21 protein-coding genes and 1 pseudogene are annotated in these 24,378 nt (G+C 69.6%); 10 read left to right on the forward strand and 12 right to left on the reverse strand.

What is annotated here, in order from left to right; genetic code table 11:
* The first annotated feature begins 252 nt into the window (after positions 1–252).
* Positions 253–2,373 (forward strand): putative bifunctional diguanylate cyclase/phosphodiesterase, encoded by a 2,121-nt coding sequence (locus DES41_RS08395; protein WP_170168130.1) that lies wholly within the window; start codon positions 253–255, stop codon positions 2,371–2,373.
* On the opposite strand, the gene DES41_RS08400 is transcribed toward DES41_RS08395, so the two are convergent.
* From DES41_RS08400 to DES41_RS08410, 3 genes are read right to left on the reverse strand one after another with little or no spacing between them, the layout of a single operon-like run.
* Positions 2,354–3,556: a lyase family protein gene (locus tag DES41_RS08400; protein WP_114467185.1), complete on the reverse strand. Its 1,203-nt coding sequence runs from the start codon at positions 3,554–3,556 to the stop codon at positions 2,354–2,356. The genes DES41_RS08395 and DES41_RS08400 overlap by 20 nt on opposite strands.
* Positions 3,557–3,567: 11 nt before the next feature.
* On the reverse strand, positions 3,568–4,401 hold the full coding sequence (locus tag DES41_RS08405; protein ID WP_114467792.1) for a shikimate dehydrogenase family protein: 834 nt from the start codon (positions 4,399–4,401) through the stop codon (positions 3,568–3,570).
* 47 nt (positions 4,402–4,448) lie between these two features.
* Positions 4,449–5,852, reverse strand: a complete 1,404-nt coding sequence (locus DES41_RS08410; RefSeq protein ID WP_114467186.1) for an MFS transporter — start codon at positions 5,850–5,852, stop codon at positions 4,449–4,451.
* Positions 5,853–6,017: 165 nt separating this feature from the next.
* Between DES41_RS08410 and DES41_RS08415 the strand changes: the two genes are divergently transcribed.
* From DES41_RS08415 to DES41_RS08435, 5 genes are all read left to right on the forward strand, one after another.
* On the forward strand, positions 6,018–6,803 hold the full coding sequence (locus tag DES41_RS08415; RefSeq protein WP_114467187.1) for an IclR family transcriptional regulator domain-containing protein: 786 nt from the start codon (positions 6,018–6,020) through the stop codon (positions 6,801–6,803).
* A 354-nt stretch (positions 6,804–7,157) separates the two neighbouring features.
* Positions 7,158–7,457 carry a DUF1161 domain-containing protein gene (locus tag DES41_RS08420; RefSeq protein WP_114467188.1) on the forward strand — a complete coding sequence of 100 codons (300 nt, stop codon included), beginning with the start codon at positions 7,158–7,160 and terminating at the stop codon, positions 7,455–7,457.
* 77 nt (positions 7,458–7,534) lie between these two features.
* On the forward strand, positions 7,535–9,163 hold the full coding sequence (locus DES41_RS08425) for a peptide chain release factor 3 (RefSeq protein ID WP_114467189.1): 1,629 nt from the start codon (positions 7,535–7,537) through the stop codon (positions 9,161–9,163).
* A complete protein-coding gene (locus tag DES41_RS08430) occupies positions 9,160–9,960 on the forward strand; it encodes an HAD-IIB family hydrolase (RefSeq protein WP_114467190.1) in 801 nt (266 codons plus the stop codon). Before DES41_RS08425 ends, DES41_RS08430 begins: the two co-directional genes overlap by 4 nt.
* Before the next feature lie 96 nt (positions 9,961–10,056).
* On the forward strand, positions 10,057–10,587 hold the full coding sequence (locus tag DES41_RS08435) for a MarR family winged helix-turn-helix transcriptional regulator (protein WP_114467191.1): 531 nt from the start codon (positions 10,057–10,059) through the stop codon (positions 10,585–10,587).
* Positions 10,588–10,612: 25 nt separating this feature from the next.
* Here DES41_RS08435 and DES41_RS08440 read toward each other — a convergent pair whose 3' ends face one another.
* The 9 genes and pseudogenes from DES41_RS08440 to DES41_RS08475 form a co-directional block, all read right to left on the reverse strand.
* Positions 10,613–11,236, reverse strand: coding sequence for an isochorismatase family protein (locus DES41_RS08440; protein ID WP_114467192.1), 624 nt, complete (start codon positions 11,234–11,236; stop codon positions 10,613–10,615).
* The gene (locus DES41_RS08445) at positions 11,233–12,276 is read right to left on the reverse strand and encodes a 2,5-dihydroxypyridine 5,6-dioxygenase NicX family protein (RefSeq protein WP_114467193.1); all 1,044 of its coding nucleotides are present in this window, start codon (positions 12,274–12,276) and stop codon (positions 11,233–11,235) included. Before DES41_RS08445 ends, DES41_RS08440 begins: the two co-directional genes overlap by 4 nt.
* Positions 12,277–12,286: 10 nt before the next feature.
* Positions 12,287–13,108, reverse strand: a complete 822-nt coding sequence (locus DES41_RS08450; protein ID WP_114467793.1) for an alpha/beta fold hydrolase — start codon at positions 13,106–13,108, stop codon at positions 12,287–12,289.
* A 12-nt stretch (positions 13,109–13,120) separates the two neighbouring features.
* Entirely contained in the window at positions 13,121–13,873 is a 753-nt protein-coding gene (locus DES41_RS08455) for a maleate cis-trans isomerase family protein (RefSeq protein ID WP_114467194.1), read from the reverse strand.
* A 9-nt stretch (positions 13,874–13,882) separates the two neighbouring features.
* A complete protein-coding gene (locus DES41_RS08460; protein ID WP_114467195.1) occupies positions 13,883–14,845 on the reverse strand; it encodes an amidohydrolase family protein in 963 nt (320 codons plus the stop codon).
* A 23-nt stretch (positions 14,846–14,868) separates the two neighbouring features.
* Positions 14,869–15,381: an aromatic-ring-hydroxylating dioxygenase subunit beta gene (locus DES41_RS08465; protein WP_114467196.1), complete on the reverse strand. Its 513-nt coding sequence runs from the start codon at positions 15,379–15,381 to the stop codon at positions 14,869–14,871.
* The gene (locus tag DES41_RS38725) at positions 15,378–16,688 is read right to left on the reverse strand and encodes an aromatic ring-hydroxylating dioxygenase subunit alpha (RefSeq protein WP_211332952.1); all 1,311 of its coding nucleotides are present in this window, start codon (positions 16,686–16,688) and stop codon (positions 15,378–15,380) included. Before DES41_RS38725 ends, DES41_RS08465 begins: the two co-directional genes overlap by 4 nt.
* Positions 16,689–16,718: 30 nt before the next feature.
* A pseudogene (locus tag DES41_RS38730) lies at positions 16,719–17,963 on the reverse strand (NAD(P)/FAD-dependent oxidoreductase); the annotation flags it as partial.
* Positions 17,960–18,277: a bifunctional 3-phenylpropionate/cinnamic acid dioxygenase ferredoxin subunit gene (locus tag DES41_RS08475; RefSeq protein ID WP_114467198.1), complete on the reverse strand. Its 318-nt coding sequence runs from the start codon at positions 18,275–18,277 to the stop codon at positions 17,960–17,962. The gene DES41_RS08475 and the pseudogene DES41_RS38730, both read right to left, overlap by 4 nt.
* A 429-nt stretch (positions 18,278–18,706) precedes the next feature.
* Between DES41_RS08475 and DES41_RS08480 the strand changes: the two genes are divergently transcribed.
* The 4 genes from DES41_RS08480 to DES41_RS08495 are packed head-to-tail and all read left to right on the forward strand — an operon-like array spanning position 18,707 to position 24,364.
* Complete coding sequence (locus tag DES41_RS08480) at positions 18,707–19,795, forward strand: TRAP transporter substrate-binding protein (RefSeq protein ID WP_114467199.1); 1,089 nt, start codon at positions 18,707–18,709, stop codon at positions 19,793–19,795.
* Between the two features lie 32 nt (positions 19,796–19,827).
* Entirely contained in the window at positions 19,828–22,230 is a 2,403-nt protein-coding gene (locus DES41_RS08485; protein ID WP_114467200.1) for a xanthine dehydrogenase family protein molybdopterin-binding subunit, read from the forward strand.
* The gene (locus DES41_RS08490; RefSeq protein WP_114467201.1) at positions 22,227–23,093 is read left to right on the forward strand and encodes an FAD binding domain-containing protein; all 867 of its coding nucleotides are present in this window, start codon (positions 22,227–22,229) and stop codon (positions 23,091–23,093) included. The genes DES41_RS08485 and DES41_RS08490 overlap by 4 nt, the downstream gene beginning before the upstream one ends.
* Positions 23,090–24,364 (forward strand): xanthine dehydrogenase family Fe-S subunit, encoded by a 1,275-nt coding sequence (locus DES41_RS08495; protein WP_114467202.1) that lies wholly within the window; start codon positions 23,090–23,092, stop codon positions 24,362–24,364. Before DES41_RS08490 ends, DES41_RS08495 begins: the two co-directional genes overlap by 4 nt.
* The last annotated feature ends 14 nt before the right edge of the window (positions 24,365–24,378 follow it).

A 24,378-nucleotide genomic window follows, 5' to 3' on the forward strand; every position in this document is an offset into this window, starting at 1 on the left:
GTCCGCCTTGGTGGCCGTCATACGCCGCTTGCCTCCCATACCCTCTGCCGCGCCAGCCGCATGCGCATCGGCGGTCTCCGGCGGCCAGACGGCTCCTTTACCGTTCCCGGCTTCCCGCTGGTGCTGGCCCGCATGGCGCCAGCGGGCGCATCGCCCTGCTCTTGGACTAGGGGATGCCCCAAGCCCATACCGTGCAAAACTGCACGAATGCATGTACGCACTTGCAGGATTCCCCGGAACAATACGCCGCCCATGGAAACCGCCGACCCACCCAGTCCCCTGGTGACCACCGTCACGGCAACGCAAGCCAACGATTTCACGACGCTGTTCGACTTCTTGCCCATCGGCGCCTACCGTTCCTCGCCCGATGGCCGGCAAATCCGCGCCAATCCAGCCCAGGTGCAGCTGAACGGCTACACGCACGAGGCCGAGCTGGTCGCCGCGATGCAGGACATCGGCCGCCAGTGGTATGTGGACCCGTCGCGTCGCACCGCCTTCCGCGAGATGCTCGAGCGCCAAGGCCACGTGCGCGGCTTCGTCTCCGAGGTCTACCGCCACAAGACCGGCGAGCGCATCTGGGTCAGCGAGAACGCCCACGTGGTGCGCGATGCCGCAGGCCACATCCTGTTCTACGAAGGCACGGTGGAGGACATCACCGAGCGGGTGCGCGCCGACGCCGAACTGCACCGGCGCGACGAGATCTGGAAGCTGGCGCTGGAAAGCACGGGCGACGGCGTCTGGGACTGGAACCTGGCCGAGGGCGTGGCCAGGATGTCTCGCCGCTGCCTGGAGATGTACGGCTTGGGCGCGCACGACCTGCGTCCCTCGCCGCACAGCATGGACCAGCGCACGCACCCGGACGACAAGGACCGGATGCTGCGCGACCGCCAGTCGCACCTGGACGGCGATGCCCCGAGCTATGTGAACGAACACCGCGTGCTGTGCGCGGACGGCAGCTGGAAGTGGGTGCTCGCGCGCGGCATGGTGATCAGCCGCGACGCCCAGGGAAAACCGCTGCGCATGGTGGGCACGCACACCGACATCACGCAGCGCAAGGAGGCCGAGGCGCTGATCTGGCACCAGGCCAACTTCGACGCACTGACCGCCCTGCCCAACCGCCGCATGCTGCGCGACCGGCTCAGCCAGCACATGCTGCGCTGCGACCGCGAGCGCCTGCAGCTGGCGCTGCTGTTCATCGACCTGGACCACTTCAAGGCCGTCAACGACACCCTGGGCCACGAAGGCGGGGATCGCCTGCTGGTCGAGGCCGCGCAACGGCTCAGCCGCTGCGTGCGGGCCTCCGACACCGTGGCCCGCATGGGCGGCGACGAGTTCACCGTGGTGCTGCCCGAGTTGCACGAGGTGCGCGAGGTCGAACGCATCGTCCAGGCCATCCTGCGCGAGCTGGCACGCGCCTTCCACCTCGGCGACGAACCCGCCTTCGTGAGCGCCAGCATCGGCATCACCTTCTACCCTGGCGACGGCCAGAGCGTGGACGACCTGCTGCGCCAGGCCGACCAGGCGCTCTATGTCGCCAAGGATGCCGGGCGCAACCGCTTCGCCTACTTCACCCCGGCCCTGCAGGAAGGCGCGCAGCTGCGTGCCCGCGTCGCCAACGACCTGCACGGCGCACTGCCCGCGCAACAACTCAGCGTGGAGTACCAGCCCATCGTGGCGCTGGCCAGTGGCGCGGTCTACATGGCCGAGGCGCTGCTGCGCTGGCACCATCCGCGGCGCGGCCGCATGGCGCCGATGGACTTCGTGCCGATTGCCGAGGCGAACGGCATGATCGTCGAGATCGGCGAATGGGTGTTCCGTGAGGCGGCGCGCCAGACGCAGCTGTGGCGTTCGCAGCTCGATCCACGCTTCCAGATCAGCGTCAACAAGTCGCCCGTGCAGTTCCACCGCGCCGACGCAGACCATGCGCAGTGGCTGCGTGAGCTGGCGGCGCTGGGGCTGCCGCGCCATGCGATGACGGTGGAGATCACCGAAAGCCTGCTGCTGGACCCCAGCGCCAACGTGGCCGACCACCTGATGGCGCTGCGCGCGGCCGGCATCGGCGTGTCGCTGGACGACTTCGGCACGGGCTACTCCTCGCTGGCCTACCTGCAGCGCTACGACATCGACTTCATCAAGATCGACAAGTCCTTCGTGGCCGGGCTGGCACCGCAGTCCAACGATCTGGCGTTGTGCAAGGCCATGGTCGTGATGGCGCACCAGCTCGGCATCGCCGTGATCGCCGAAGGCGTGGAGACCCTGGCGCAGCGCGACCTGCTGGTGGATGCCGGTTGCGACTATGCGCAGGGCTACCTGTTCGCGCCGGCCATGCCCCCCGGGCAGTTCGAAACCTGGTTCAGCCAGCCGCGCGCCTGAGCGCAGCGGTGCGCTGGCGCGTCTGCGCGCCGGCCATGGCCACCAGCCCCGGCGCGAACCATTCCCGCACGGTCTCGGCCGGCAGTTCGGCGCAGACGCGGTCGATGTTGGCCTGCATGCGCGCAGCATCCACGCGCAGCCCGGGCAAGGCCGTGGCCAGCGCGCGCAGGCTGCCCGATGCGGCCATCCACAGCGAAGGCCACTCGGCCTGCTCCGCCTGCCAGGCGCCGAGCGCGCGCTCGTGTTGCTGCACCATGCCGGCCAGCAACGCGGCGACACGCTGCGGCACGCGCTGGGCGGCCGACAACGCCACCATCGACGCCACGGGATTGCGCTTGTGCGGCATCACGGTGGAACTGCCGCGCCCGGTCTCGGCCGGCTCCATGAGTTCGCCGACCTCGTGCTGGCCCAGCAGCGCCAGGTCGGCCGCGAGCTTGCCCAGGCTTCCGGTCATGAGGCCCAGCGCACAGCCCAGCGCCACCCAATCGTCGCGCTGTGTGTGCCAGGCGCCGCCGCCGTCGCGCAGGCCCAGGGCCGAAGCCACGCGCGCGCGCACGGCCGCGGCGCGCGGTGCGTCCACCTGCATCTGCGCCAACGTGCCGACGCCGCCGCCCAATTGCAGCTGCAGCGCGTCAGCGGCCGCCTGCCGCAGCCGCTGGCGGCCACGCACCAGCGGCGCAACCCAGTCCGCGCACTTGAAGCCCAGACTCGTGACCGAGGCCGGCTGCATCAGCGTGCGTGCCAGCATGGGCGTGTCGGCATGGGCCTCGGCCAGTGCCAGCAGGGCCTGGATGCAGCGCTGCAGGTCGGCATCGAGCAGGGCCAGCGCGTCGCGCGTGACCAGCACCAGCGCGGTGTCGATCACGTCCTGGCTGCTGCTGCCGAAATGCGTCCAGGCCACGGCGTCGGCATTGAACAGGCCGACCGCCTCGCGCAGCGCCCGGATGAGCGGGATGGCCACGCTGCCGGCGCGGCCGCTGTCGCGCACGATCTTCTCGACATCGAACAGCTCGACGCGGCAGGTGTCCACGATGGAGCGCGCCACCGCCAGCGGGACCAGGCCCTCGTCGGCCTGGGCCTGGGCCAGTGCCGCCTCGAAGCGCAGCATCGCCGCCACCACGGCCTGCCCGCTGAACGCGGCCACGGCTTCGGGCGTGGAGAGGTAGCCCTCGAAGAGGCTCATGGCAGCGGTGCTCAGTACTGCAGCGTGGCCACTGCGCGCAGCGCCTCGGCCGTGGTGGTGCCGAAACCGAAGAACTCCAGGTAGGCCGGTATCTGCTCGAACAGCATGTCGGTGCCGACCTGCACGGCGCAGCCCTTGTCCATTGCGGCGCGCAGCAGCGGCGTGTACTCGCTCTTCATGACCACCTCGCCGACAAACGTGGTCGGCGCGATGCGGGCGATGTCGAAAGGCAGGGGGTCGCCCTCCTGCATGCCCAAAGGCGTGGCGTTGACGACGATGTCGAAGCCGGTGGGGTCCTTGCTGCCCGTGCGCACCACGAGGCTGGTGTAGTGCTGGCGCAGCCGCGCGGCCAGCGCGTCGGCCGATTCGGCACGCGCATCGAACAGTGCCAGCTCGGCAGCGCCGGCCTGGGCGATGGACGCGGCGATGGCCGAGCCCACGCCGCCGGCGCCCGAGACCAGCACGCGCGCACCGGCGAAGCTGCGGCCCTTGCGCTGCACGCCGCGCACGAAGCCGGCGCCGTCGAACATGTCGCCCAGCAGGCTGCCGTCGGGCCGCTTGAGCACGGCGTTGCAGGCGCCGGCGATGCGCGCCGTGGGCGTGGCCTCGTCCACCAGATCCAGCGTCACGACCTTGTGCGGCATGGTGACCAACGCACCGCGCAGGTTGGAGAACCGCATGATCTGGCGCAGCGAGACGGCGTAATCCTCGGGCAGCACGCCCATGGGCATGACCACCGCATCGATGCCCTGCTGCGCGAACCAGGGGTTGTAGATCATCGGCGCCTTGAAGGTGGCCGTGGGGTAGCCCAGGTGGGCGATCAGCGTGGTCTTGCCGGAGATCATGGTGTTGTGCGGTGCGTTCAGGGACGAAAGGGCCATTGTCGGATGCGTCAGGCGCCCGCGCGGCCCTGCGCCACTGCCGCTGCGCGCTGGCGCTGGTAGTCGGCCAGCGGCACGGGCTTGGCGTCGGACTGGCCCAGGTCGTGCATCTGGATGCGGAAGGTTTCACGGGCACTGGCGGCGGCCAGCGCGGCGATGACGGTGATGCCGAAGGCGATCGCGCCCACGGTCAGCCAGATGTTCTGGGCGCCGGGCGGGGCCACGATGGTGAACAGGGCCGGCAGCATGGCCGTGATGGCCGTGCCCACGTTCTGCGAAATCGCCATGGCCGAGACCCGGGTGCGCGTGGGGAACAGCTCGGGATAGAAGCTGGGGAACACCGCGTTGTAGCCCTGGTAGACCACGCCCCACATCAGCAGCGACATGACGATCGCCAAGGTGACGTTGTGGATGCTGATGGCATACAGGTAGCCGAAGGCCAGCAGGCCGGCCAAGAGCGAGCCGACGATCAGCGGCGGCTTGCGGCCGATGCGGTCGGACAGGTTGCCCACGAACGGGATCACCACCACCGCCAGGATGTTGCCCATCACGGGAATCCACAGGTACACATCCTTGGCGAAGTTGACGCCATAGGCCGGTTGCACGGCGTAGGCAGCGCCGAAGATGGTGGCCACGACCGGGATCACGTTCATGAGCGCCATCAGCACCACGCGCAGCATGTCGCCCCAGCTGTACTTGAAGGCGTCGAGCACCGGCGAACGGGCGCGCTGCTTCTGCTCGGTCTTGTCGGTGAAGGCCGGGGTCTCGTCGACCTCGCGGCGGATGATGTAGCCGGCCACGATCACGATGAAGGACAGCAGGAACGGAATGCGCCAGCCCCAGGCGTTGAACGACTCCTCGGGCATGTAATGCGCCAGCGGCAGGAAGACGGCGGCGGCCAGGATCTGGCCGGCTTGCACGCCCTGCAGCGTGAAGCTGGCGAAGAAGCCGCGGCGCCCGAACGGGGCGTGCTCCAGGATCATCGAGCTGGCACCGGAGATCTCGCCGGCAACCGCAAAGCCCTGGACCAGGCGGCACACCACCAGGAGGAACGGCGCCCACAGGCCGATCTGCTCGTAGGTCGGCAACAGGCCGACCGCAATCGTCGAGAAGCCCATCAGGAACATGCACCAGACCAGCACCTTCTTGCGGCCGTGCGTGTCGCCGATGTGGCCGAGCACGAAGGCGCCGATGGGGCGCGCCACGTAGCCCACGCCATAGGTGGCCAGCGAGGCGATGATGGCGATGCCGGGATCGCCCTTGGGAAAGAAGATCTGCGGAAAGATCAGCGCCGCGGCCGTGGCGTAGATGAAGAAGTCGTAGTACTCCAGCGCGGACCCGATCCAGCCGCTCGCAGCGGCCTTCTTGGATTGGTGCCGGCCCTGCGGCTCGTGCGCAGCGGTTGCGGTGCTCATGGTTTGTCTCCTGATGGATGGGAAGTCGTTCGACAATCGCACGGCGGGTGCGACGGACTGGACTCTAAAGACGGAGAAGCCCCACCGCCCAGCCTTCGCGGCACACACTCGTTCGATAATCGAACGATAACGCGCGATTATCGATCACACCAAGGGTTTTCACTGATGAGCGACGCCGCCGACAACGCGCCTGCCAGCCTGCACCGGCGCGACTGGATCGCCGGGCTGGACCGTGGCCTGGGCTTGATCGAGGCCTTCGACGACGCCCACCCGCGCATGACGGCCAGCGAGATCGGCCAGCGCACCGGCATGACGCGCACCGCGGCGCGGCGCTATCTGCTCACGCTGCAGCACCTGGGCTACGTGGCCGGCGACGGCAAGCTCTTCTGGCTCACGCCGCGCGTGCTGCGGCTGGGCCAGTCCTACCTGGAATCTGCGCGGCTGCCGCGCGTGGTCCAGCCCTTCCTGCAACGCGTGGCCATGGGCACGCACGAGACCGCCTACCTGGCGGTGCTGGACGGCGACGACGTGGTCTACATCGCACGCAACGGCCCCAACCGCAGCATGAACACCGGCTACGTGCTGGGCGCGCGCGTGCCGGCGCAGCTCACGGCCTCGGGCACGCTGATGCTGGCGCTGCGGCCCGAGGCCGAAGTCGAACATTGGCTGCAGACGCACGACCTGCGCGTGTTCACGCCACACACCATCGCCAGCAAAGACCGGTTGCGCCTGGAGTTCGCGCGCATCCGCGTGCAGGGGTGGTCGCTGTCGGAGCAGCAGCTGGACCTGAACTCGCGCGGCGTCGCCGTGCCGCTGCGCGACCGCAACGGCGATGTCGTGGGCGCGCTCAACATCACCATGCCCATGGGCCACGAGAGCAGCGACGACGCTGTCGCGCGCGTGCTGCCCGTACTGCGCGAGACCGCACAGGCCATGCGCAACCTCATCTGATCAGGGGCCTCAGGGACCGATCACCAGGCAGGCCAGGGGCGCCGCCTCCCCCACCGTCCACTGCAGGGCCTGGCCCCTGCCGCGCAGCTGGTGGCCGGCGCCGGCGTACCAAAAGCCCGAGCCGGCGACCTGCTGCGGCAGCCCACCTGGCCGCCGCCCGGCAAGCTGACCAGCGCATGGTCGCGCTCGAAGCGCACATCCAGGCGGACCCCACCTTCGCAGGTGTAAGCCACCAAGGGCGCGCGCACCGGCGTGCAGGCCACCACCAGGGCCAGCAGCCAGGGCCAGGGACCTTTGCGCAGCGTCGAAACAATCGTCACACCGGGCATTCTTGCAGCTGCGACACTTGCCACGATGAACGCCTGGCTGATCCCCCTGCTCTGCCTGCTTGCCGGCAGCGCCCACGCTGCCGACAACTGCGAAGCCCTCCGCAGCGGCATCGAGGCACGCATCCGCGCGGGCGGCATCGCCAACCCCCTGGTCACCGTGGTGGACACCGGCCAAAGCGCGCCGGGCCAGGTGGTCGGCAGCTGCGCGATGGGCAGCAAGAAGATCGTCTATGTCCAGGGCGACGCGCCGCCCCGCAGCAGCGCGCCCATCCTGACCGAATGCCGCGACGGCTCCATGCCCGTCGATGGCCGCTGCCCGCGCTGATCCGGGTTTGCCCGAAAATAGCGGTTTTTCCGGCCGCGCCCCCGCCGCGCCGCCCGCCCCTCACCTGGAACCGCGCTTTGTCCTTCGTCTCCGAAACCCGGCGTCGCCGCACCTTCGCCATCATTTCCCACCCCGACGCGGGTAAAACGACGCTCACCGAAAAGCTGCTGCTGTTCTCGGGCGCGATCCAGATCGCCGGCTCGGTGAAGGCCCGCAAGGCCAGCCGCCATGCCACCTCCGACTGGATGGAAATCGAGAAGCAGCGCGGCATCTCGGTGGCCAGCTCGGTCATGCAGATGGCCTACCGCGACCATGTGGTCAACCTGCTCGACACGCCCGGCCACAAGGACTTCTCCGAAGACACCTACCGCGTGCTGACCGCCGTGGACTCGGCGCTGATGGTCATCGACGCCGCCAACGGCGTGGAAGCGCAGACGCGCCGGCTGATCGAGGTGTGCCGCCAGCGCGACACGCCCATCATCACCTTCGTCAACAAGATGGACCGCGAGGTGCGCGAGCCGCTGGACATCCTGGACGAGGTGGAGCGCGAGCTCGGCATGCCCTGCGTGCCCATGACCTGGCCGGTCGGCCAGGGCAAGGCCTTCGGCGGCATCATCAACCTGCGCACCCAGGCCATGACGGTGTTCGAGTCCGGCAGCGAGCGCCGGCCGCAGGACTTCGACGCCATGCCGCTGGCGGACCGTGCCGCGCTGGAGGCGCGCTTCGGCAGCGAGTTCAACCACGCCATGGAGAGCATGGAGCTGGCCACCGGTGCCTCGCCGGCCTGGGACCACGCCGCCTTCCTGGCCGGCAAGCAGACCCCCGTGTTCTTCGGCTCCGGCGTCAACAACTTCGGCGTGATGGAAGTGCTGGACGCGCTCGTGGACCTGGCGCCGCCGCCGCAAAAACGCGTGAGCACGGTGCTGGTCAACCGCCAGCCCGTCACCAAGGAGATCCAGCCCGAGGACAAGGATTTCGCCGGCGTGGTGTTCAAGGTGCAGGCCAACATGGACGCCAACCACCGCGACCGCATCGCCTTCGTGCGCATGGCCTCGGGCAAGTACACGCCCGGCATGAAGCTCAAGGTGCAGCGCACGTCCAAGGAGCTGCGGCCGACCTCCGTCGTGACCTTCATGAGCCAGCGCCGCGAGGCCGTCGACGAGGCCTACGCCGGCGACATCATCGGCTTCACCACGCACGGCGGCGTACAGCTGGGCGACACCATCACCGACGGCGCGAACCTGCAGTTCACGGGCCTGCCCTTCTTCGCGCCCGAGATGTTCATGACCGTGATCCTGCGCAACCCGCTGCGCACCAAGCAGCTGCAGCAGGGTCTGGCCCAGCTCGGCGAGGAAGGCGCGATCCAGGTGTTCAAGCCCGAGGCCGGCGGCGCCATGCTGCTGGGCGCGGTGGGCCAGCTGCAATTCGAAGTGGTGCAGCACCGCCTGAAGGCCGAGTACGACGCCGACATCCGGCTGGAAGGCTGCCAGTACACCGGCGCGCGCTGGATCACGGCCGACACGCCGGCCGAGCTGCGCCAGTTCATCGACGCCTACCCTGCCCGCATGGCGCGCGACGCGGCCGACACACTGGCCTACCTGTGCACCTCGCCGTACGACGTGCGCTTGGCGCAGGAGCGCTTTCCCAAGATCCATTTCCATCCGCTGCGCGAGCACGCGGGGCTGGCGCTGCAGAACGCGGGATGAAGCCCCTGGCGGCCTGGCCGGCGGCGGCATCCCGCGCCCTGCGCGGCGTCTTCACCGACATCGACGACACGCTCACCACCGAGGGCGCCATCACCGCGGACGCGCTGCAGGCCCTGGCCGACCTGCGCGCCGCGGGCCTCGCGGTGGTCGCCATCACGGGCCGCTCCGTCGGCTGGAGCCTGCCGTTCGCAGCAGAGTGGCCGGTCGATGCCATCGTGGCCGAGAACGGTGCCGTGGCGCTGCTGCGCGGGGCCGACGGCGTGGTGGAAAAGCGTTACCTGCAGGACGCTGCCACGCGCGCTGCCAACTTCGCGCGCATGCAGCAGGTGCTGGCCCAGGTTGAGCACGGCATCCCGGGCGCGTTGCGGGCCGGCGACTCGGCGGGACGCGAGACCGACATCGCCATCGACCACAGCGAGTTCGTGCGATTGGGCCAGGCGCAGATCGATGCCGTCGTGCGGACCATGCGCGAGGCAGGCCTGCATGTCACGGTGTCCTCCATCCATGTGAACGGCTGGTTCGGCGAGCACGACAAGCTCGAGGGCGCGCGCTGGATCCTGCGCGAACTCTGGCAGCGCGACCTGGACGCCGAAATGGCCCACTGGGCCTACGTGGGCGACTCGACCAACGATGCGCGCATGTTCCAGGCCTTCGAGAACAGCGTGGGCGTGGCCAACATCGCGCGCTTCGTGCCGCAGCTGGCGCACCTGCCGCGCTATGTGGCGCAAGGCGAACGCGGCGCGGGCTTCGCAGAGTTCGCGGGACTGGTGTTGGCGCAGCGCCGTCCGCAAAGCTGAGTAAAAGGCGGCCAGAGGCTCGGGCGCGATGCCCGCACATCCCGAGATTAGTCAGTACACTAGCAGTTTCGGGGATTGCGACAAGGCAGGAATTCGATGGCTACAGAGGGAAAAGAGCCCAAACCGCAGCGGTCTCAAAAGCGGCCATCCGGTGCACATTTCGACCCGATCCAGCAGGTGCTGTGGGCACGGCCGGGGTTTCTGGTGCGCCGGCTGAACCAGATCCACTACGCCTTGTTCGCGGAAGAGTGCAAGACCTACAGCATGACGCCCGTGCAGTTCGGCGTGCTGACGGCCCTGTCGCTGAACCCCTGGCTCGACCAGACCGCCATCGGCAGTGAACTGGGACTGGACCGCACCACCACCGCCGACGTGCTCAAGCGCCTGGAGGAGAAGAAGCTCATCGAGCGGCGCATCAACCCGGCCGACCGGCGCTCGCGCCAGTCCATGATCACCGAAGAGGGCTACCACGCCATGAAGTCGCTGCACGAGAGCATGATGGCCGCGCAACAGCGGCTGATGGCGCCCCTCTCGGCACGCAACCAGGAGATATTCCTGAAGCTGTTGTCCACGCTGGTGGACGGCAACAACGAATACTCGCGCGCCCCGACGCGCGCAGCGCTGTAGCGCAGCGCGCGGCAGAGCACGGCGCTCAGCCTGCGGTGGCCGCCAGCGCCTGATCGCGGTCCAGCAGGATCGCGTACTTCTGCCCCATGTCGAACAGGTTGGCCTCGTGCGGCGCCAGCGCGCGGTCGCCCACGCAGTCCGTCACCACCAGCGGGCGGAAACCCCAGGACATCGCATCGACCACGCTGGCGCGCACGCAGCCGCTGGTCACCGCGCCCGCCACCAGCAGCGTCTGCACGCCGCGCTGCGCAAGCCATGGCGTGAGGCCCGTGGCGAAGAAGGCCGAGGGCACGGTCTTGCGCACCACCAACTCGCCAGCCACGGGCGCGAGCACATCGACGATCTGGCTGGCGGCCAAGTCCTCCTTGAGGCCGAGCATGGTCGGCACCTTGAGCGAGAAGACGTTGTGGTCGGCGTCGTCGTCCTGGTAGACGATGCGGCTGTGCGCCACCGGCCAGCCGCGCGCGCGTGCCGTGGCCAGCAGTTCGCGCGTGCGTTCGATGGCCGCCGGAATGTTGCCCCCGCCGAACTGCGCCGGGTCGGCGAAGCCGTTCACAAAGTCGACGATCAGCAGCCCATAGGGTGCCTTGGGCGGCATGGCCGCACCGAAACCCTGGCGCGCATAGACAGCGCTCTCGGCCTGGCTCATGCCGCACCTCCGTCCAGCACCTTGCCTCGGCGCACGACCACCTCGCCGTCCAGGCTGACGGTGCAATTGCGCAGCGGGATGTCGATGTGGCAGGCCGTGGTGCGCTGGCCGCCGGCCTCGTTGTTCGGCCCCAGGGAGAACAGGAAGTTGCCCTCGAACGCGCGTGCGTCCATGGCGATGGTCTGCTCCTTGTCGTACATCGCCAGCGTGCTCCAGTGGCAGCGCGGCTGCAGGCCCCAGCCGATGTGCGACATGGCGTAGGCCTCGGGGTCGCGGAAGGTCGCCATGTACTCGCTCAGCAACTGCGCGTCAATGCCGCCCTCGATGGCGCGGGCGTAGCCCTTCTCGATCGTCAGGCGGATCGGCGCCGTCGTGTAGCTCTTCTGCGGCAGCACGATGTCGCCCGTGTCGACCACGATGGTGCCGTTGCTGCCGCCTTCGTTGGCGAAGGTGAAGAGGAAACCGCTGGGCCAGTGGTCCCAGCGGCCCGGCTCGTCCACGAAGCCGTACTCGCAGATGGTCGGGAATTCGCCGAGCTGGAAGGTCACGTCGGTGCCTGCTTCGGAGGTGACGTGCATCGTCTTCGCCTTCTTGAGCTTGGTCGATGCGGCGAGCACGCGCGCGCGGTCCGCTTCGGTGGGCACGGTGCGCACCAGCACTTCGGGGGGCTCCACCGCCAGCAGGATCTTGGTGCCGGATTCCAGGATGTCGATCTGCTCGGGCGAGAACAGCAGCGTCATGAGGTCCAGCACCAGGTCGCTGGCCTTGAGCGCGGCGATCGCGGCCGGGTTGCCCGTGAGCGGCGTCTCGCCCAGATAGGCCAGCGCGTCGCGGCTCAGCGCCTTGTCGGCGTTCACGGGCGGCAGGTCGATGCGGCTCACGATGGCGCCCGCCGCCTGGGCTGCCATGGTGGCCGCGCGCAGGGTTTGCGGGTGCGTGGCCGCACCGGTCAGGATGGTCACGGCCTGGCCGGGTTGCACCTCGGACAGGCGCAGCACCTCGCTCCAGGCCTGGGTCAATTGGTGGTCGCTGACGGGCATGGGTTCTCCTTCAAACGGGGGTGCCCAGGAAGTCGCCGAAGCCGGCGTAGAAGCCGGCCTCGTTGTCCCAGGGGATCATGTGGCCGGCGCCGGGCACGCGGTGGTGGCGCACGCCGGGCAGCAGTCGCTCGATCTCGGCCACATCGTCTGGCAGGACCACGTCGCCGCGCTCGGCCGTCATGAGCAGCGCCGGCACGCGGATCGCGGGCAGGCAGGCGTGGATGTCGTCGGTATGGAAGCCGTCGAACGAGCTCTTGATCGCGCGCGGGTCGCAGGTGTGCAGCCACTCGGCGCGCAGGTCGAGCTGGGCGTCGGTCCACGTGGGGCAGAACTTGCGCATGGCCTCGCGGTCGCAGCCGATGCTGGCGGCCGCGATGGAGTCGGCATACCAGGCGTAGTTGGCCGGGTAGGCGCGGCGGCCCGGTCCGGAAACGGGCGGGTCGACGATGACCACGCGCGACAGGCCGGCCGGCGCCTGCGCAGCGGCGCGCGCCACGATGCGCCCGCCCATGGAATGACCGACGAGCGCGAAGCGCGCCAGGCCCAGCGCCTGCACCAGCGCCAGCACGTCGGCCGTCTGCGCTTCGAGCGAATAGTCCAGCGTGTCGGAGGCTGACGACAGGCCACGCCCCCGCACGTCGAGCACATAGGTGTCGAAGTTGCGGCCCAGCCGCTCGCCGACGAAGCCCCAGGTGATGGCCGGGCTGGTGACGCCGGGCACCAGCACGACGGTGTCGCGCTCGGTCCGGCCTTCGCCAGAACCGCCGTAGCGCAGCACGTGCTGGCGGATGCCGTTGGCGGCGATGTTGGCGCCGTACAGGAAGGTGCTCATGGCGGCGCCCACTCAGTAGGCGCCGGAGAGCAGCGCACCGGCACCCGGCACCACGCGATCCAGCCCCAGCGACTTGAGCATGGCGTAGGTGGTGGCCACCGCGGCCGTGATGACGGGCTTGCCAGTCATCGCCTCGACCTGGGCGATGGCCGGCAGCGAGGGCATCTGTACGCAGGCCGACAGCACGATGGCGTCGGCGTCGGCATGGTTCAGCGTCTTGACGATCTCGGGCAGGCGCGCCGGGTCGTGGCGGCCCACGTCCAGGTTGTCGGGGATCTCCAGCGCGCGGTAGTCCAGCACCTCGTGGCCTTCGCGGCGGATGTAGTCGACCACCAGTTCGGTGAGCGGCAACATGTACGGGGCCACCACCACGATCTTCTTCGCGCCGATCACCTTGAGCGCATCCACCAGGGCGCCCGCGCTCGTGATCACCGGGGCCGTCGCGCCGTTCTCCTCGGTGCGCTGGGTCAGGCGTTGCTGCGAGACGCGGTGGTAGCCGGGCCCCATGGCCATGATGGCGACCAGGCAGGCATAGCCCAGCACGTCCACGCGCGCGTCGCTGAGTTCCACGGCGCAGCGGTCGGATTCGCCGTCCATGGCCGCCAGTTCCTCCTTCACCACCTTCTTCATGCGCATGCGGCTGGAATGGAAGGTGAAGCGCTCGGGCCGGATCTGCAGGCGCGCCGTCAGCATCGCCGGGATCTCTGTCTCCATCGTGGTGTTGGAGCTGGGGACGATCTGTCCGATGCGAAAGGTCTTGGTCATGGTCTTGTCTCAGAGATTGAACAGTCGGCGGGCGTTGCCGTGGCAGACGAGATCGCGCGTGGCGGCGTCCAGCGGCGCCTGCTCGATGAACTGGCAGGCGTCCACGGTCGATTCGTAGGGGTAGTCGATCGAGAACAGCACGTTCTCTGCACCCATCTCGCCGATCGCGCCCAGCAGCGAGGGCGCCGAGCACACGCCCGAGGTGGTGATGAAGAGGTTGGACTGGAAGTAGGCCGAAGGCGGCTTCTTGAGCGTGATGCCGTGCGGGTAGGCCGCGAAGCGGCTGTCCAGCCGCCAGCGCATGAAGGGCAGGAACTCGCCCATGTGGCCCAGTACCACCTTGAGGCCGGGGAAGCGGTCGAACACGCCGCCGAACAGCAGGCGCAGCGCATGGCCGCCGGTCTCCATGGCCCAGCCGAAGGTGGCGCCCTGCAGCACCGGCACGTCGGCCAGCAGGGCCGGCACGGCGCTGAAGTTGGCCGGGTGCAGGTAGATCGGCGCGCCCAGCGCCTCGGCCCGTTCCCAGAACACGTCGAAGGCCGGATCGTCGTAGTAGCGGCCGCATGTGTGGCCGTTGATCAGCGCACCCTTGAAGCCCAGCTCCGTCACCGCGCGCTCGAGCTCGCGCGCCGCCAGCTCCGGCTGGTGCATGGCCAGGTGGGCGAATCCGCCGTAGCGGTCGGGCCGGCGCGCCACGCGCTCGGCCAGGAAATCGTTGTTCTCGGCCGCGCGGCGCAGGGCCAGCGCCGCATCGGGCTCGGCCTGCATGCCGGGCGCGCTCTGCGACAGGATCACGTACTGCACGTTGCCGGCGGCCATGTCGTCCAGCCGCGCGTCGTCGAAATCGGCCAGCCGCGTGAGCAGGTCCTTGCGGGCATCGGCGGGCAGGTGCTGGGTGAAGGCCTTGGCGTACTCGGAGAAGACGGGTACGGAGAAGTGCTCTTCGAAGGCGATCTTGGGTGTGGCGTTCACAGGGATGGTTCCGTCAGGGCCGCTCAGGCGGGATAGACCAGGTCGTTGGCGAGGATGTTGGTGTCGTGCACGACCTGGCGGTCGGCCAGCAGCAGCCGGCCGTCCTGGCGCACGAAGCGGTCGTGGTAGCAGCCGGCCAGGTGCAGGGTCGAGGGGCCCTCCACCAGCGTCTGCACGAGCATGAAGGGCGTCTGGGCCAGGATGCCGTCGGGCGTTGCCGACTCGACGCGCGTGAGCCCCAGCAGGTGCAGCATGTAGCGCGGCGCGAACATCTGGGTGCGCGAGATCGCCACGGCGCGGTCGATCATCATGGCGCGGCCTTCGCAGTAGACGAGGCCGACGGGCAGGTCGAGTTCGGCGTTCTCGCGCGCGGTGACGCGGTACACCGCATCCTCGGTGAAGAAGTCGGGCCAGCGCTCCAGGTCATTGGCATCGAGCACGGCGCAGTACTCGGCGTTGAACAGCTCGATCTCCTGGCGCAGCGCGATGGCCTGGGCGGGCGCGAGCTGGCAGGGGCGGTAGGCGGTGAGCTTCATGCGGCACCCCCTTCCACCGGCAGGCCCATGACCTGCCGGTAGTAGATGTACATGGCGCGGATGGCCGCTTCGGAGATCAGGCTCTCCGAGGTGCCCACGCGGCCCGGATCGAGCTTGATGTGGTTGATGCCCGTGCTGGAGCGGCGCACTCCCTCCTGCACGAACTTCATGGCCTCGTTGTCCTCCAGCCCCAGGAAGCCGGCCGGGCCCATCAGGTTGCCCTGGCGCAGCCGGTGGCGCTGCATCTCCGGCGTGTCGTCCTCGTAGCCGAACATGGTCCACTGCATGACCATGCTGTTCGGGCCGTTGGGGATGATCTGGCGCACGCCCAGCGTGTTCATCTCGCGCTGCACGATGAGGTTGGGCCAAACCGTCATCATGGTCACCGACCAGGGCGAATCGAACTCGCGCACGAAGTCGAGGAAGCGCTCGTCCTGCAGCCGCAGGCCATCATGGAAGGAGCGCATCTCCTTCTTGTTCTCCTCGCTCACGCTGGCGTACTTGTCCTCGGACTTGGCCGAGCCCATGAAGCCGTGCCGGCCGTGCACGGTGTCGGCGAACATGGTCGACTTGTTGCCCGCCACCAGCAGGCCGAACACCACGAGGAAGGAGTGCAGCAAGGTCGCGTGGTACGGGTCCTTCAGGTTCTCGTGGTACATCTTCCAGTTGCAGGGCAGCTCGTTGCGGTAGTAGCCCAGCACCTTGAGCTTCTTGCCCGTGAACGTGGTGTCGAACTCGTCCAGGATCTCGGGCGTGAGATAGTCCTCCAGCGGCTCCACGGTGTCGGAGTAGGAGGCGAACACCACGCCGTGCCGCGTGGCCACGCGCAGCTGGCGCGTGCCGTGGTCGGCGTTGCGGAAGTCCTTGGGCATGCCGCCGGCCTTGTTCACGCCGCGCTTGAACGGCACGCCCTGCAGGTTGCCCTTGAGGTCGTAGGACCACTGGTGGTACGGGCAGACGAACTCCTTGGCATTGCCCTGGTTGTGGCGGCAGAACTCGGCGCCGCGGTGGGCGCAGCGGTTCTCGAACACGGCGATGCTGCCGTCCTCGGCGCGCGCCACCACCACCGGCGTGGCGCCCACGTAGGAACGCTTGTAGTCGCCCACGTTCGGGATCTCGGCCTCCAGCGCAACGTAATTCCAGGTGGCGCCGCGGAATATCTTCTCCATCTCGCTGTCGTACAGCGGCTGGCTGGTGTAGACCCAGTCGGGAATGGTGTTGAGGGCATCGGCCGGCCAGACGCAGCCGTCCAGCGGCACGTTCTTGGACGCGTCCGTGATGCCGATCACGGTTTGGGATTGGTACATGGGTGTTCCTCCTGGAAAGCGCCAGGCCACGGCCTGCGTGGCCTTGACCCAGGCACGCAGCGGGCCCGCATGGGCCACGAACGCATCCGGGTCGAAGGGAGTGCGGGCGTCGAACAGCGCACGCAGCGCGCGCAGTTCGCCACCGGCGTTGAGGGCGATGCCGTGCACCGGCACGCCGGCGCGGTGGCCGATCCACAGGGCCTGTGCATTGGCGGCGGGATCGCCTCGGCGCACATACGCCAGGTCGGGCGCGGCCAGGCCCAGCATCTGCAGGTTGTGCGGGCCCTGGTCTGTCCAGAACCAGGGGTAAGGCACCACAGGCTGCGGCAGGCCCAGCATGCCGGCCGCGGCGGCGCGCGCCTGCTCGTTGGCGTTCTGCCAGGACTCCAGCCGCAGCTGCAGGCCCAGGTGCGGGTTGAACTGGCTGGCGCAGTCGCCGGCGGCGAAGACCTGCGGGTCGGAGCTGCGGCACTGCGCGTCCACGGCGATACCGCCGTTGCGCGCATCGATCTGCAGCCCCGCGGCACGGGCCAGCTCCGTTTCTGGCTCCAGGCCAATGGCCACCAGCACCTCGTCGGCCTGCACCACGGCGCCATCGTCCAGCACGAGTTGCACGCCCCGGGCGTCGACCTTCGCCTCGCGCAGGGCACGGCCGAGCCGCAGCGTCACACCGCGCCCACGCGCTGCGTCGGCCAGCCAGGCCGACGCGTCGGCCGGGAGGAAGCGCGACAACAGGGCCGGCGCACTCTCCACCACGGTGGCCTGCGCGCCGAGCGCCTGTGCCGAAGCCGCCGCCTCCAGGCCCAGGAAGCCGCCACCGACCACGGCAAGCCGCACACCTGGCGCGAGCGCGCTGCGCAGGCGGCGCGCGTCGTCCAGGCTGCGCAGGTAGTGCACTCGGGGCGTGCCGGGCGGCAGCGCCGCGAGCACGCGCGCCCGTCCGCCGGTGGCCAGCAGGCATTGCCGGTACGCCAGCACGCGGCCATCGCCCAGGTGCACGGTGCGCTGCGCCAGGTCCAGCCGCTCGGCGCGCGCGCCGGAGATGAAGGTCAGGCCGCAGCCTTCGAACTGCGCAGGAGCCAGCACGTCCAGCGCCGGTTCCTGCGCCTCGCACAACACCGCCTTCGACAAGGGCGGGCGCTCGTACGGCCGATGTGCCTCCGCACCGACCACCACCAGCCCGCCGCCGTAGCCGGCCCCGCGCAGCGCCTGGGCGGCCCGTGCCGCAGCCTGGCCGGCACCGACGACGACGATGGGCGCGTCGGCTGCTGTCATGGCGCAGCCGGGTCGACGACGTAGATCTCGTCGCCCTCGCGGCGCACGGCGTGCGTGCGCAGGTCGACGGTGGCCGGCGCGCACAGGGCCTTGCCGGTGCGGATGTCGAAGCGCGCCTGGTGCAGCGGGCACTCGATGCAGCCGTCCTCCAGGTAACCCTCGGACATCGACGCCTCCGCATGGGTGCAGCGGTTGTCGGTGGCGAAGAACTCGCCCGCGCTGCGGTACAGCGCGATGCGGGCGCTGCCCACGGTGACGGCCATGACCTCGTCGTCCTGCAGGTCTTGGGCAGATGCGATGCGTATCCAGTTCATCGGGGCAGCTCGGTTTGGGAACATCGATCGACAGCACGGTTCATGCCATCAAAATTACTCAGTAGGCTTGCATATTAAAAGAAATATAGCCTCGCCTGCAAGCCTGTTCTTCGGTGCAGCGCGGCACCACCGACGAATCCGCCATCGCCATGGGATGCGTGATCGGCTACAGCATCCGCACCGCGCAATGCCCCGTTTCAGTGAGAGAAATGCGCGCGGATGATGCACGTCCGCACCATATTCGGGCAAACCCCGAGGCTCCGGCGGCCTCCAGGCATTCCACTTCACGGCATAGTTCAGTATGCTGACCGATAAATGCGTAGTACCTTCGCTATTTTCCAAATCACCGCGCATCGATGGCATAGCATTTGCTGAACCGAGCAGGTCAGCCTCCCACCCGCCCCACCCCTCATTCCGAAGGAACTTCCAATGCAACGTCGTGGTTTTCTGAGTCAGGCCGCCGTCGCCGGCGCCGGAGCCGCCGCCCTCGCCGCCCCGTCCGCACAGGCGCAGGCCACCGTGCGCTGGCGCATGTCCACCTCCTGGCCCAAGAGCCTGGACAACATGTATGGATCGGCCGAGCTGCTGTGCAAGCGCGTGGGCGAGCTGTCGGGCGGCCGCTTCGAGATCCGCGCCTTCCCCGGCGGCGAGATCGTTCCGCCCGCGCAGAACATGGACGCCGTCAGCAACGGCACCGTGGAATGCAACCACGTGCTGGCCACCTTCCATTTCGGCAAGAACAGCGCGGTGGCGTTCGACACCGGCCTGTCCTTCGGACTCAACGCACGCCAGCACAACGCCTGGGTCATGCACGGCGGCGGCCTGGCCCACCTGCGCAAGCTCTACAAGCAGTACGGCATCGTCAACTTCACGAGCGGCAACGTGGGGGTGCAGATGGGCGGCTGGTTCCGCAAGGAGATCAAGTCGGTGGCCGACCTGCAGGGCCTGAAGATGCGCATCGGCGGCATCGGCGGCATGGTGATGTCCAAGCTCGGCGCGCTGCCGCAGCAGATCCCGCCGGGCGACATCTATCCCTCGCTGGAGAAGGGCGCGATCGATGCGGCCGAGTGGATCGGCCCCTACGACGACCTCAAGCTGGGCCTGAACAAGGTGGCGCCCTACTACTACTCGCCCGGCTGGTTCGAGGGCAGCGCGTCCATCACCACCATGGTCAACGAGAAGGCCTGGGCCGCGCTGTCGCCCGAGTTCAAGGCCATCTTCGAGACCGCCTGCAACGAGCAGACGCTGTCCATGCTGGCGCGCTACGACGCCACCAATCCTGGCGCCCTCAAGCAGCTCATCGCCGGCGGCGCCAAGCTCGCCTACTTCCCGCGCGACGTGATGGACGCTGCCTACAAGGCCTCGCAGGAAGTCTGGAAAGAGCTGTCCGACAAGAACCCCGACTTCGCCGCGATCTTCCCGCAGTGGCAGGCGTTCCAGAAGGAGCAGGTGGAGTGGTTCCGCGTGGCCGAAGCCGCGCTGGACGGCTACACCTTCAACGCCGTTTCCCGCCGCTGAGCCCGCCCTTCTTTTCTCCCCCACGACCGTTCATGGACCACAGTGACAACCCGGGCACCCGGACGAAAGCGCAGGGCATCGGCGCCCGGGTGCCGCGCAAGGAAGACGCCCGCCACCTGGCGGGCCAGGGCAACTTCGTCGGCGACATGGCCATGCCGGGCCTGTGCGAGGTGGCCTTCCTGCGCAGCCCGCTCGCGCACGCACGCATCGTCTCGGCCAACGTGCCGGCCGATATCGCCGAACTGGTGGTGCTGCGCGATGCCATGCCCGATGCGCAGGACATCGTCTCGCCCTCCACGTTGCCGACCTACCAGCCCTCGGCGCAGTCGCCGCTGGCCTCGGGCAAGGTGCGCTTCGTCGGCGAGCCGGTGGCGCTGGCCTTCGCGCCCACGCGGGCACAGGCCGAAGACCTGGTCGAGCGCGTGGAGGTGGAGTACGCCGAACTGCCGGTCTATGCCAACGTGTGGTCGGCGCTGGACGCCACCGAGGACTTCGTGCACGAGACCTGGCACGACAACCGCTTCGTGACGCTCAAGGCCGACCGCGACTTCGACCAACTCGCGGCCACGGCCGAAGTCAAGGTCTCGCGCCGCATCGAGCTGTCGCGCCAGTGCATGGTGCCCATGGAAGGCAAGGCCGTGCTGGCCTACTGGGACTTCCAGGCCGACCAGTTGGTGGTGGTGAGCGCTACGCAGGTGCCGCACCTGATCCGCACCGGCATCGCCAGCTTCCTCGACCTGCCCGAAGAGCGCGTACGCGTGATCTCGCCCGACGTGGGCGGCGCCTTCGGCTACAAGTGCGTGCTGCAGCAGGAAGAGCTCTGCGTGGCCTGGCTGGCCAAGACCTACCGGCGCCCGTTCCGCTTCCTCGAAGACCGGCGCGAGCACCTGATCGCCGGCGCCAACTCGCGCCAGCACCATTACGAGGTGACGGCCTATGCCGACCGGCGCGGCCGCCTGCTGGCGCTGGACGCGGTCATCACCATCGACGGCGGCGCCTACTCGGTCTGGCCCTTCACCGTGGGCCTGGAGCCCGGCCAGGCCGTCGGCAATCTGCCCGGCCCCTACGACTTCCGCGGCTACCGCTGCGAGACACGCTGCGTGGCCACCAACAAGCCCGGCTTCGTGCCCTACCGCGGCGTGGCGCGCACCGGCGTGTGCTTCGCGCTGGAACTGCTCATGGACGCATTGGCCCGCGAGGTCGGCCGCGACCCCTCCGAGGTGCGTCTCGAGAACCTGGTCCGCCCCGAGCAGATGCCCTATGTGAACGTGGCCAACAAGCACTTCGACGGTGGCGACTACCCGGCCAGCCTGCGCCGCGCGCTGGAGATGGTCGGTGCCGACGCCGTGCGCGAACGCCAGCGCCGCGGCGAACCCGACGGCCGGCGCATCGGCCTGGGCTGCGCCACCTACACCGAGCAGTCCGCCCACGGCACCTCGGTGTTCGCCACCTGGGGCACGGCCGTGATCCCCGGCCACGACCAGGCCATGGTGCGCATGACGCCGGACGGCGGCCTGGAGCTGCGCGTGGGCGTGCATTCGCACGGCCAGGGCATGGAGACCAGCTTCGCCCAGATCGCCCACGAGGTGCTGGGCATCGCCGTCGAGCGCATCCGCCTGCTGCATGGCGACACCGGCCAGACCCCCTACTCCACCGGCACCTACGCCTCGCGCTCGCTGGTGATGTCGGGCGGCGCGGTGTCCATCGCCTGCAAGCAGCTCGCGCCCCGGCTGCGCCACATCGCCGGCCACCTCATGGGCGTGGACCCGGCGGTGGTTGCGCTGGCCGACGGCCGCGCCTGGGCCGGCGAACAGTCGGTCACGCTGGCCGACGTGGCCAACGCCTGGTACGTGACACCGCAGCGCCTGCCTGCCGACGTGGACCGCGCGGGCCTGGAGGTGTCGACCGGCTACAAGCCCAAGGTCGACACCGGCGCCTTCACCTACGCCAGCCAGGCCGCCGTGGTGGCGGTCGACCCGGAGACCGGCGCCATCGAGATCCTGGACTACGTGGTGGTGGAAGACTGCGGCGTGATCGTCAACCCCATGATCGTCGAGGGCCAGACCATCGGCGGCATCGCCCAGGGCATCGGCACCGCGCTGTACGAGGAGATGCCGTACGACGAGCAGGGCCAGCCGCTGGCCTCCACGCTGGCCGACTACATCCTGCCGGGCGCCACCGAAGTGCCGCACATCCGCATCGACCACTTCGAGACGCCCTCGCCGCACACCGAGTTCGGCGCCAAGGGCATGGGCGAAGGCGGCGCCATCGCACCGCCTGCCGTGCTGTTCAACGCCGTCAACGACGCGCTGCGCGGCACCGGCGCGCCCGAGCTGCTGATGACGCCGCTGACGCCGCGCCGGCTGCTGCAGGCGCTGGCGCAGGGCCGGGCCGCCGCCACCAGCACGGTCGCGGCCGCGGAGGCCGCGCCATGAAGGCCGCTGCATTCGACTACCGCAGCCCCGACAGCCTGCTGGCCGCCACGCAGCTGCTGGCCGAGCAGGCAGGCCGGGCCAAGCTGATGGCCGGCAGCCAGTCCTTCGGCCCGATGCTGAACCTGCGCCTGACCCGGCCGCAGCTCGTCGTGGACATCTCGCGCCTGGCCGAACTGGCCGGCGTGCGCGTGGCCGACGGCCAGGTGGAGATCGGCGCCGGCGTCACCCATGCCGCCATCGAGGACGGCCTGCACGCGGCGCTGCGCGAGCACCCCATGCGCGAAGTCGCGGCCGGCATCGCCTACCGCGCCGTGCGCAACCGCGGCACGCTGGGCGGCAGCCTGGCGCACGCCGACCCCGCCGCCGACTGGATCGTCACGCTCACCGCGCTCGGCGCCCGGCTCACGCTGCGCTCGCCGCGCGGCACGCGCAGCATCGCCCTCGAAGAATTCATGCACGCCGCCTACACCACCGCGCTGGACGCGGACGAGGCCATCGCCGCCGTCCACGTGCCGCAAGCCACCACCGGCCACCGCTGGGGCTACTACAAGTTCTGCCGCAAGCCCGGCGAGTTCGCCGAGGCCAGCGCCGCCGTCTGGCAGGGCGCCGGCCAGCCGCAGGCGCGCATCGTGCTCGGCGCGCTGGACGGCGCGCCGCTGCAGCTGCCGGCCCTGGCCGAGCGCATCGCGGCGCAGGGCGCGGCCGCCGCCACGCGCGAGGCCCTGGCCAGCGCCGTGCACGCCGCCCTGCCCGGCCGCGATGCGGTCGACCACCAGTTGCACACGGTCTGCCTGGCGCGCGCACTGGCGCAAGCCGGCCTGGCCACCGCGCCGGCCACCCAGCCGGCGGGAGCACACGCATGAACACCGTGACGCTCGAAGTCAACGGCCGGCCCCTGTCGGCCGAGGTCGAACCGCGCACCCATCTGGGCGACTTCCTGCGCGACACCGTGCGCCTGACCGGCACCCACCTGGGCTGCGAGCATGGCGTCTGCGGTGCCTGCACGGTGCTGGTGGACGGTGCGCCCACGCGCTCGTGCATCACCTTCGCCGTGGCCTGCCAGGACCGCTGCGTCACCACCGTCGAAGGCTACGACGGGGATGCGCTGATGGGCCGCCTGCGCGCGGCCTTCACGCAGCACCATGCGCTGCAGTGCGGCTTCTGCACCCCCGGGATGCTGGCCACGGCACGTGACATCGTGCTGCGCCTGCCCGAGGCCGACGAGGCCCGCGTGCGGCTGGAACTGTCCGGCAACCTGTGCCGCTGCACGGGCTACATGGGCATCGTCGCCGCCATCCGCGACGTGCTCGGCCAGCTGCAACGCGAGCCCGACCCGGCCATCGCCGCGCTGCGGGATGCCGCGCGCGCCGGCCGGCCGCTGGTGCCAGCGGCGGCCACCGCCCCGGCCCAAGGTGCAGCCCGGCCCATGCCGGTCTTTCCGATCGCCACCGCACGGCCGGCGGCAGCCACGGGCTTGCCCGCGGCGACTGCCGTCGCAACGCCTGCCCAGGCAGCCGCCGTCACGCCACGGGCCGACACCACGCCGCAGCCCGATGTGCCCGCAGCAGCCATCCGCAAGGGCACGCAGATCGACGCCGCCTTCGAACTGCCGTTCGGCGCCGATGCCGTCTGGGCCTTCATGGGCGACCTGCCGGCCGTGGCCGGCTGCCTGCCCGGCGCGGTGATCGAGTCCCAGGACGGCGACAAGGTCAAGGGCAGCATCGCCATCAAGTTCGGCCCCATGGCCGCAGCGTTCGCGGGCGCGGCCCGCCTCGAGCGCGACGACGCGGCACGCCGCGCCGTGCTGCGCGGCGCCGGCAAGGACTCGCTGAGCCAGTCGCGCGCCCAGGGCGACATCGCCTACCGGCTCGAAGCGCTGTCGCCGCAGCGCACGCGTGTGCATGTGGACATGCTGTACGCGCTGCAGGGCCCGCTGGCGCAGTTCTCGCGCTCCGGCTTGGTCAAGGACTTCGTGCGCCGCATGGTGGCCGACTTCGGCCAGCAGGTCGCGTTGCGCATGGGCGGCGCCGCCAGCGGCGAAGCCACGCCACCGCCGGCCGCCGTGAGCCCTGTCGCCATCGTCTGGAGCCTGCTGCTGCAGCGCCTGCGCCGGCTGTTCGGCGGTGGCCGCTGACCCGCCGGTTTCGT

Origin of the sequence: Pseudorhodoferax soli, from assembly GCF_003337555.1 — a bacterium.
Classification (GTDB): Bacteria; Pseudomonadota; Gammaproteobacteria; order Burkholderiales; family Burkholderiaceae_C; genus Pseudorhodoferax; species Pseudorhodoferax soli.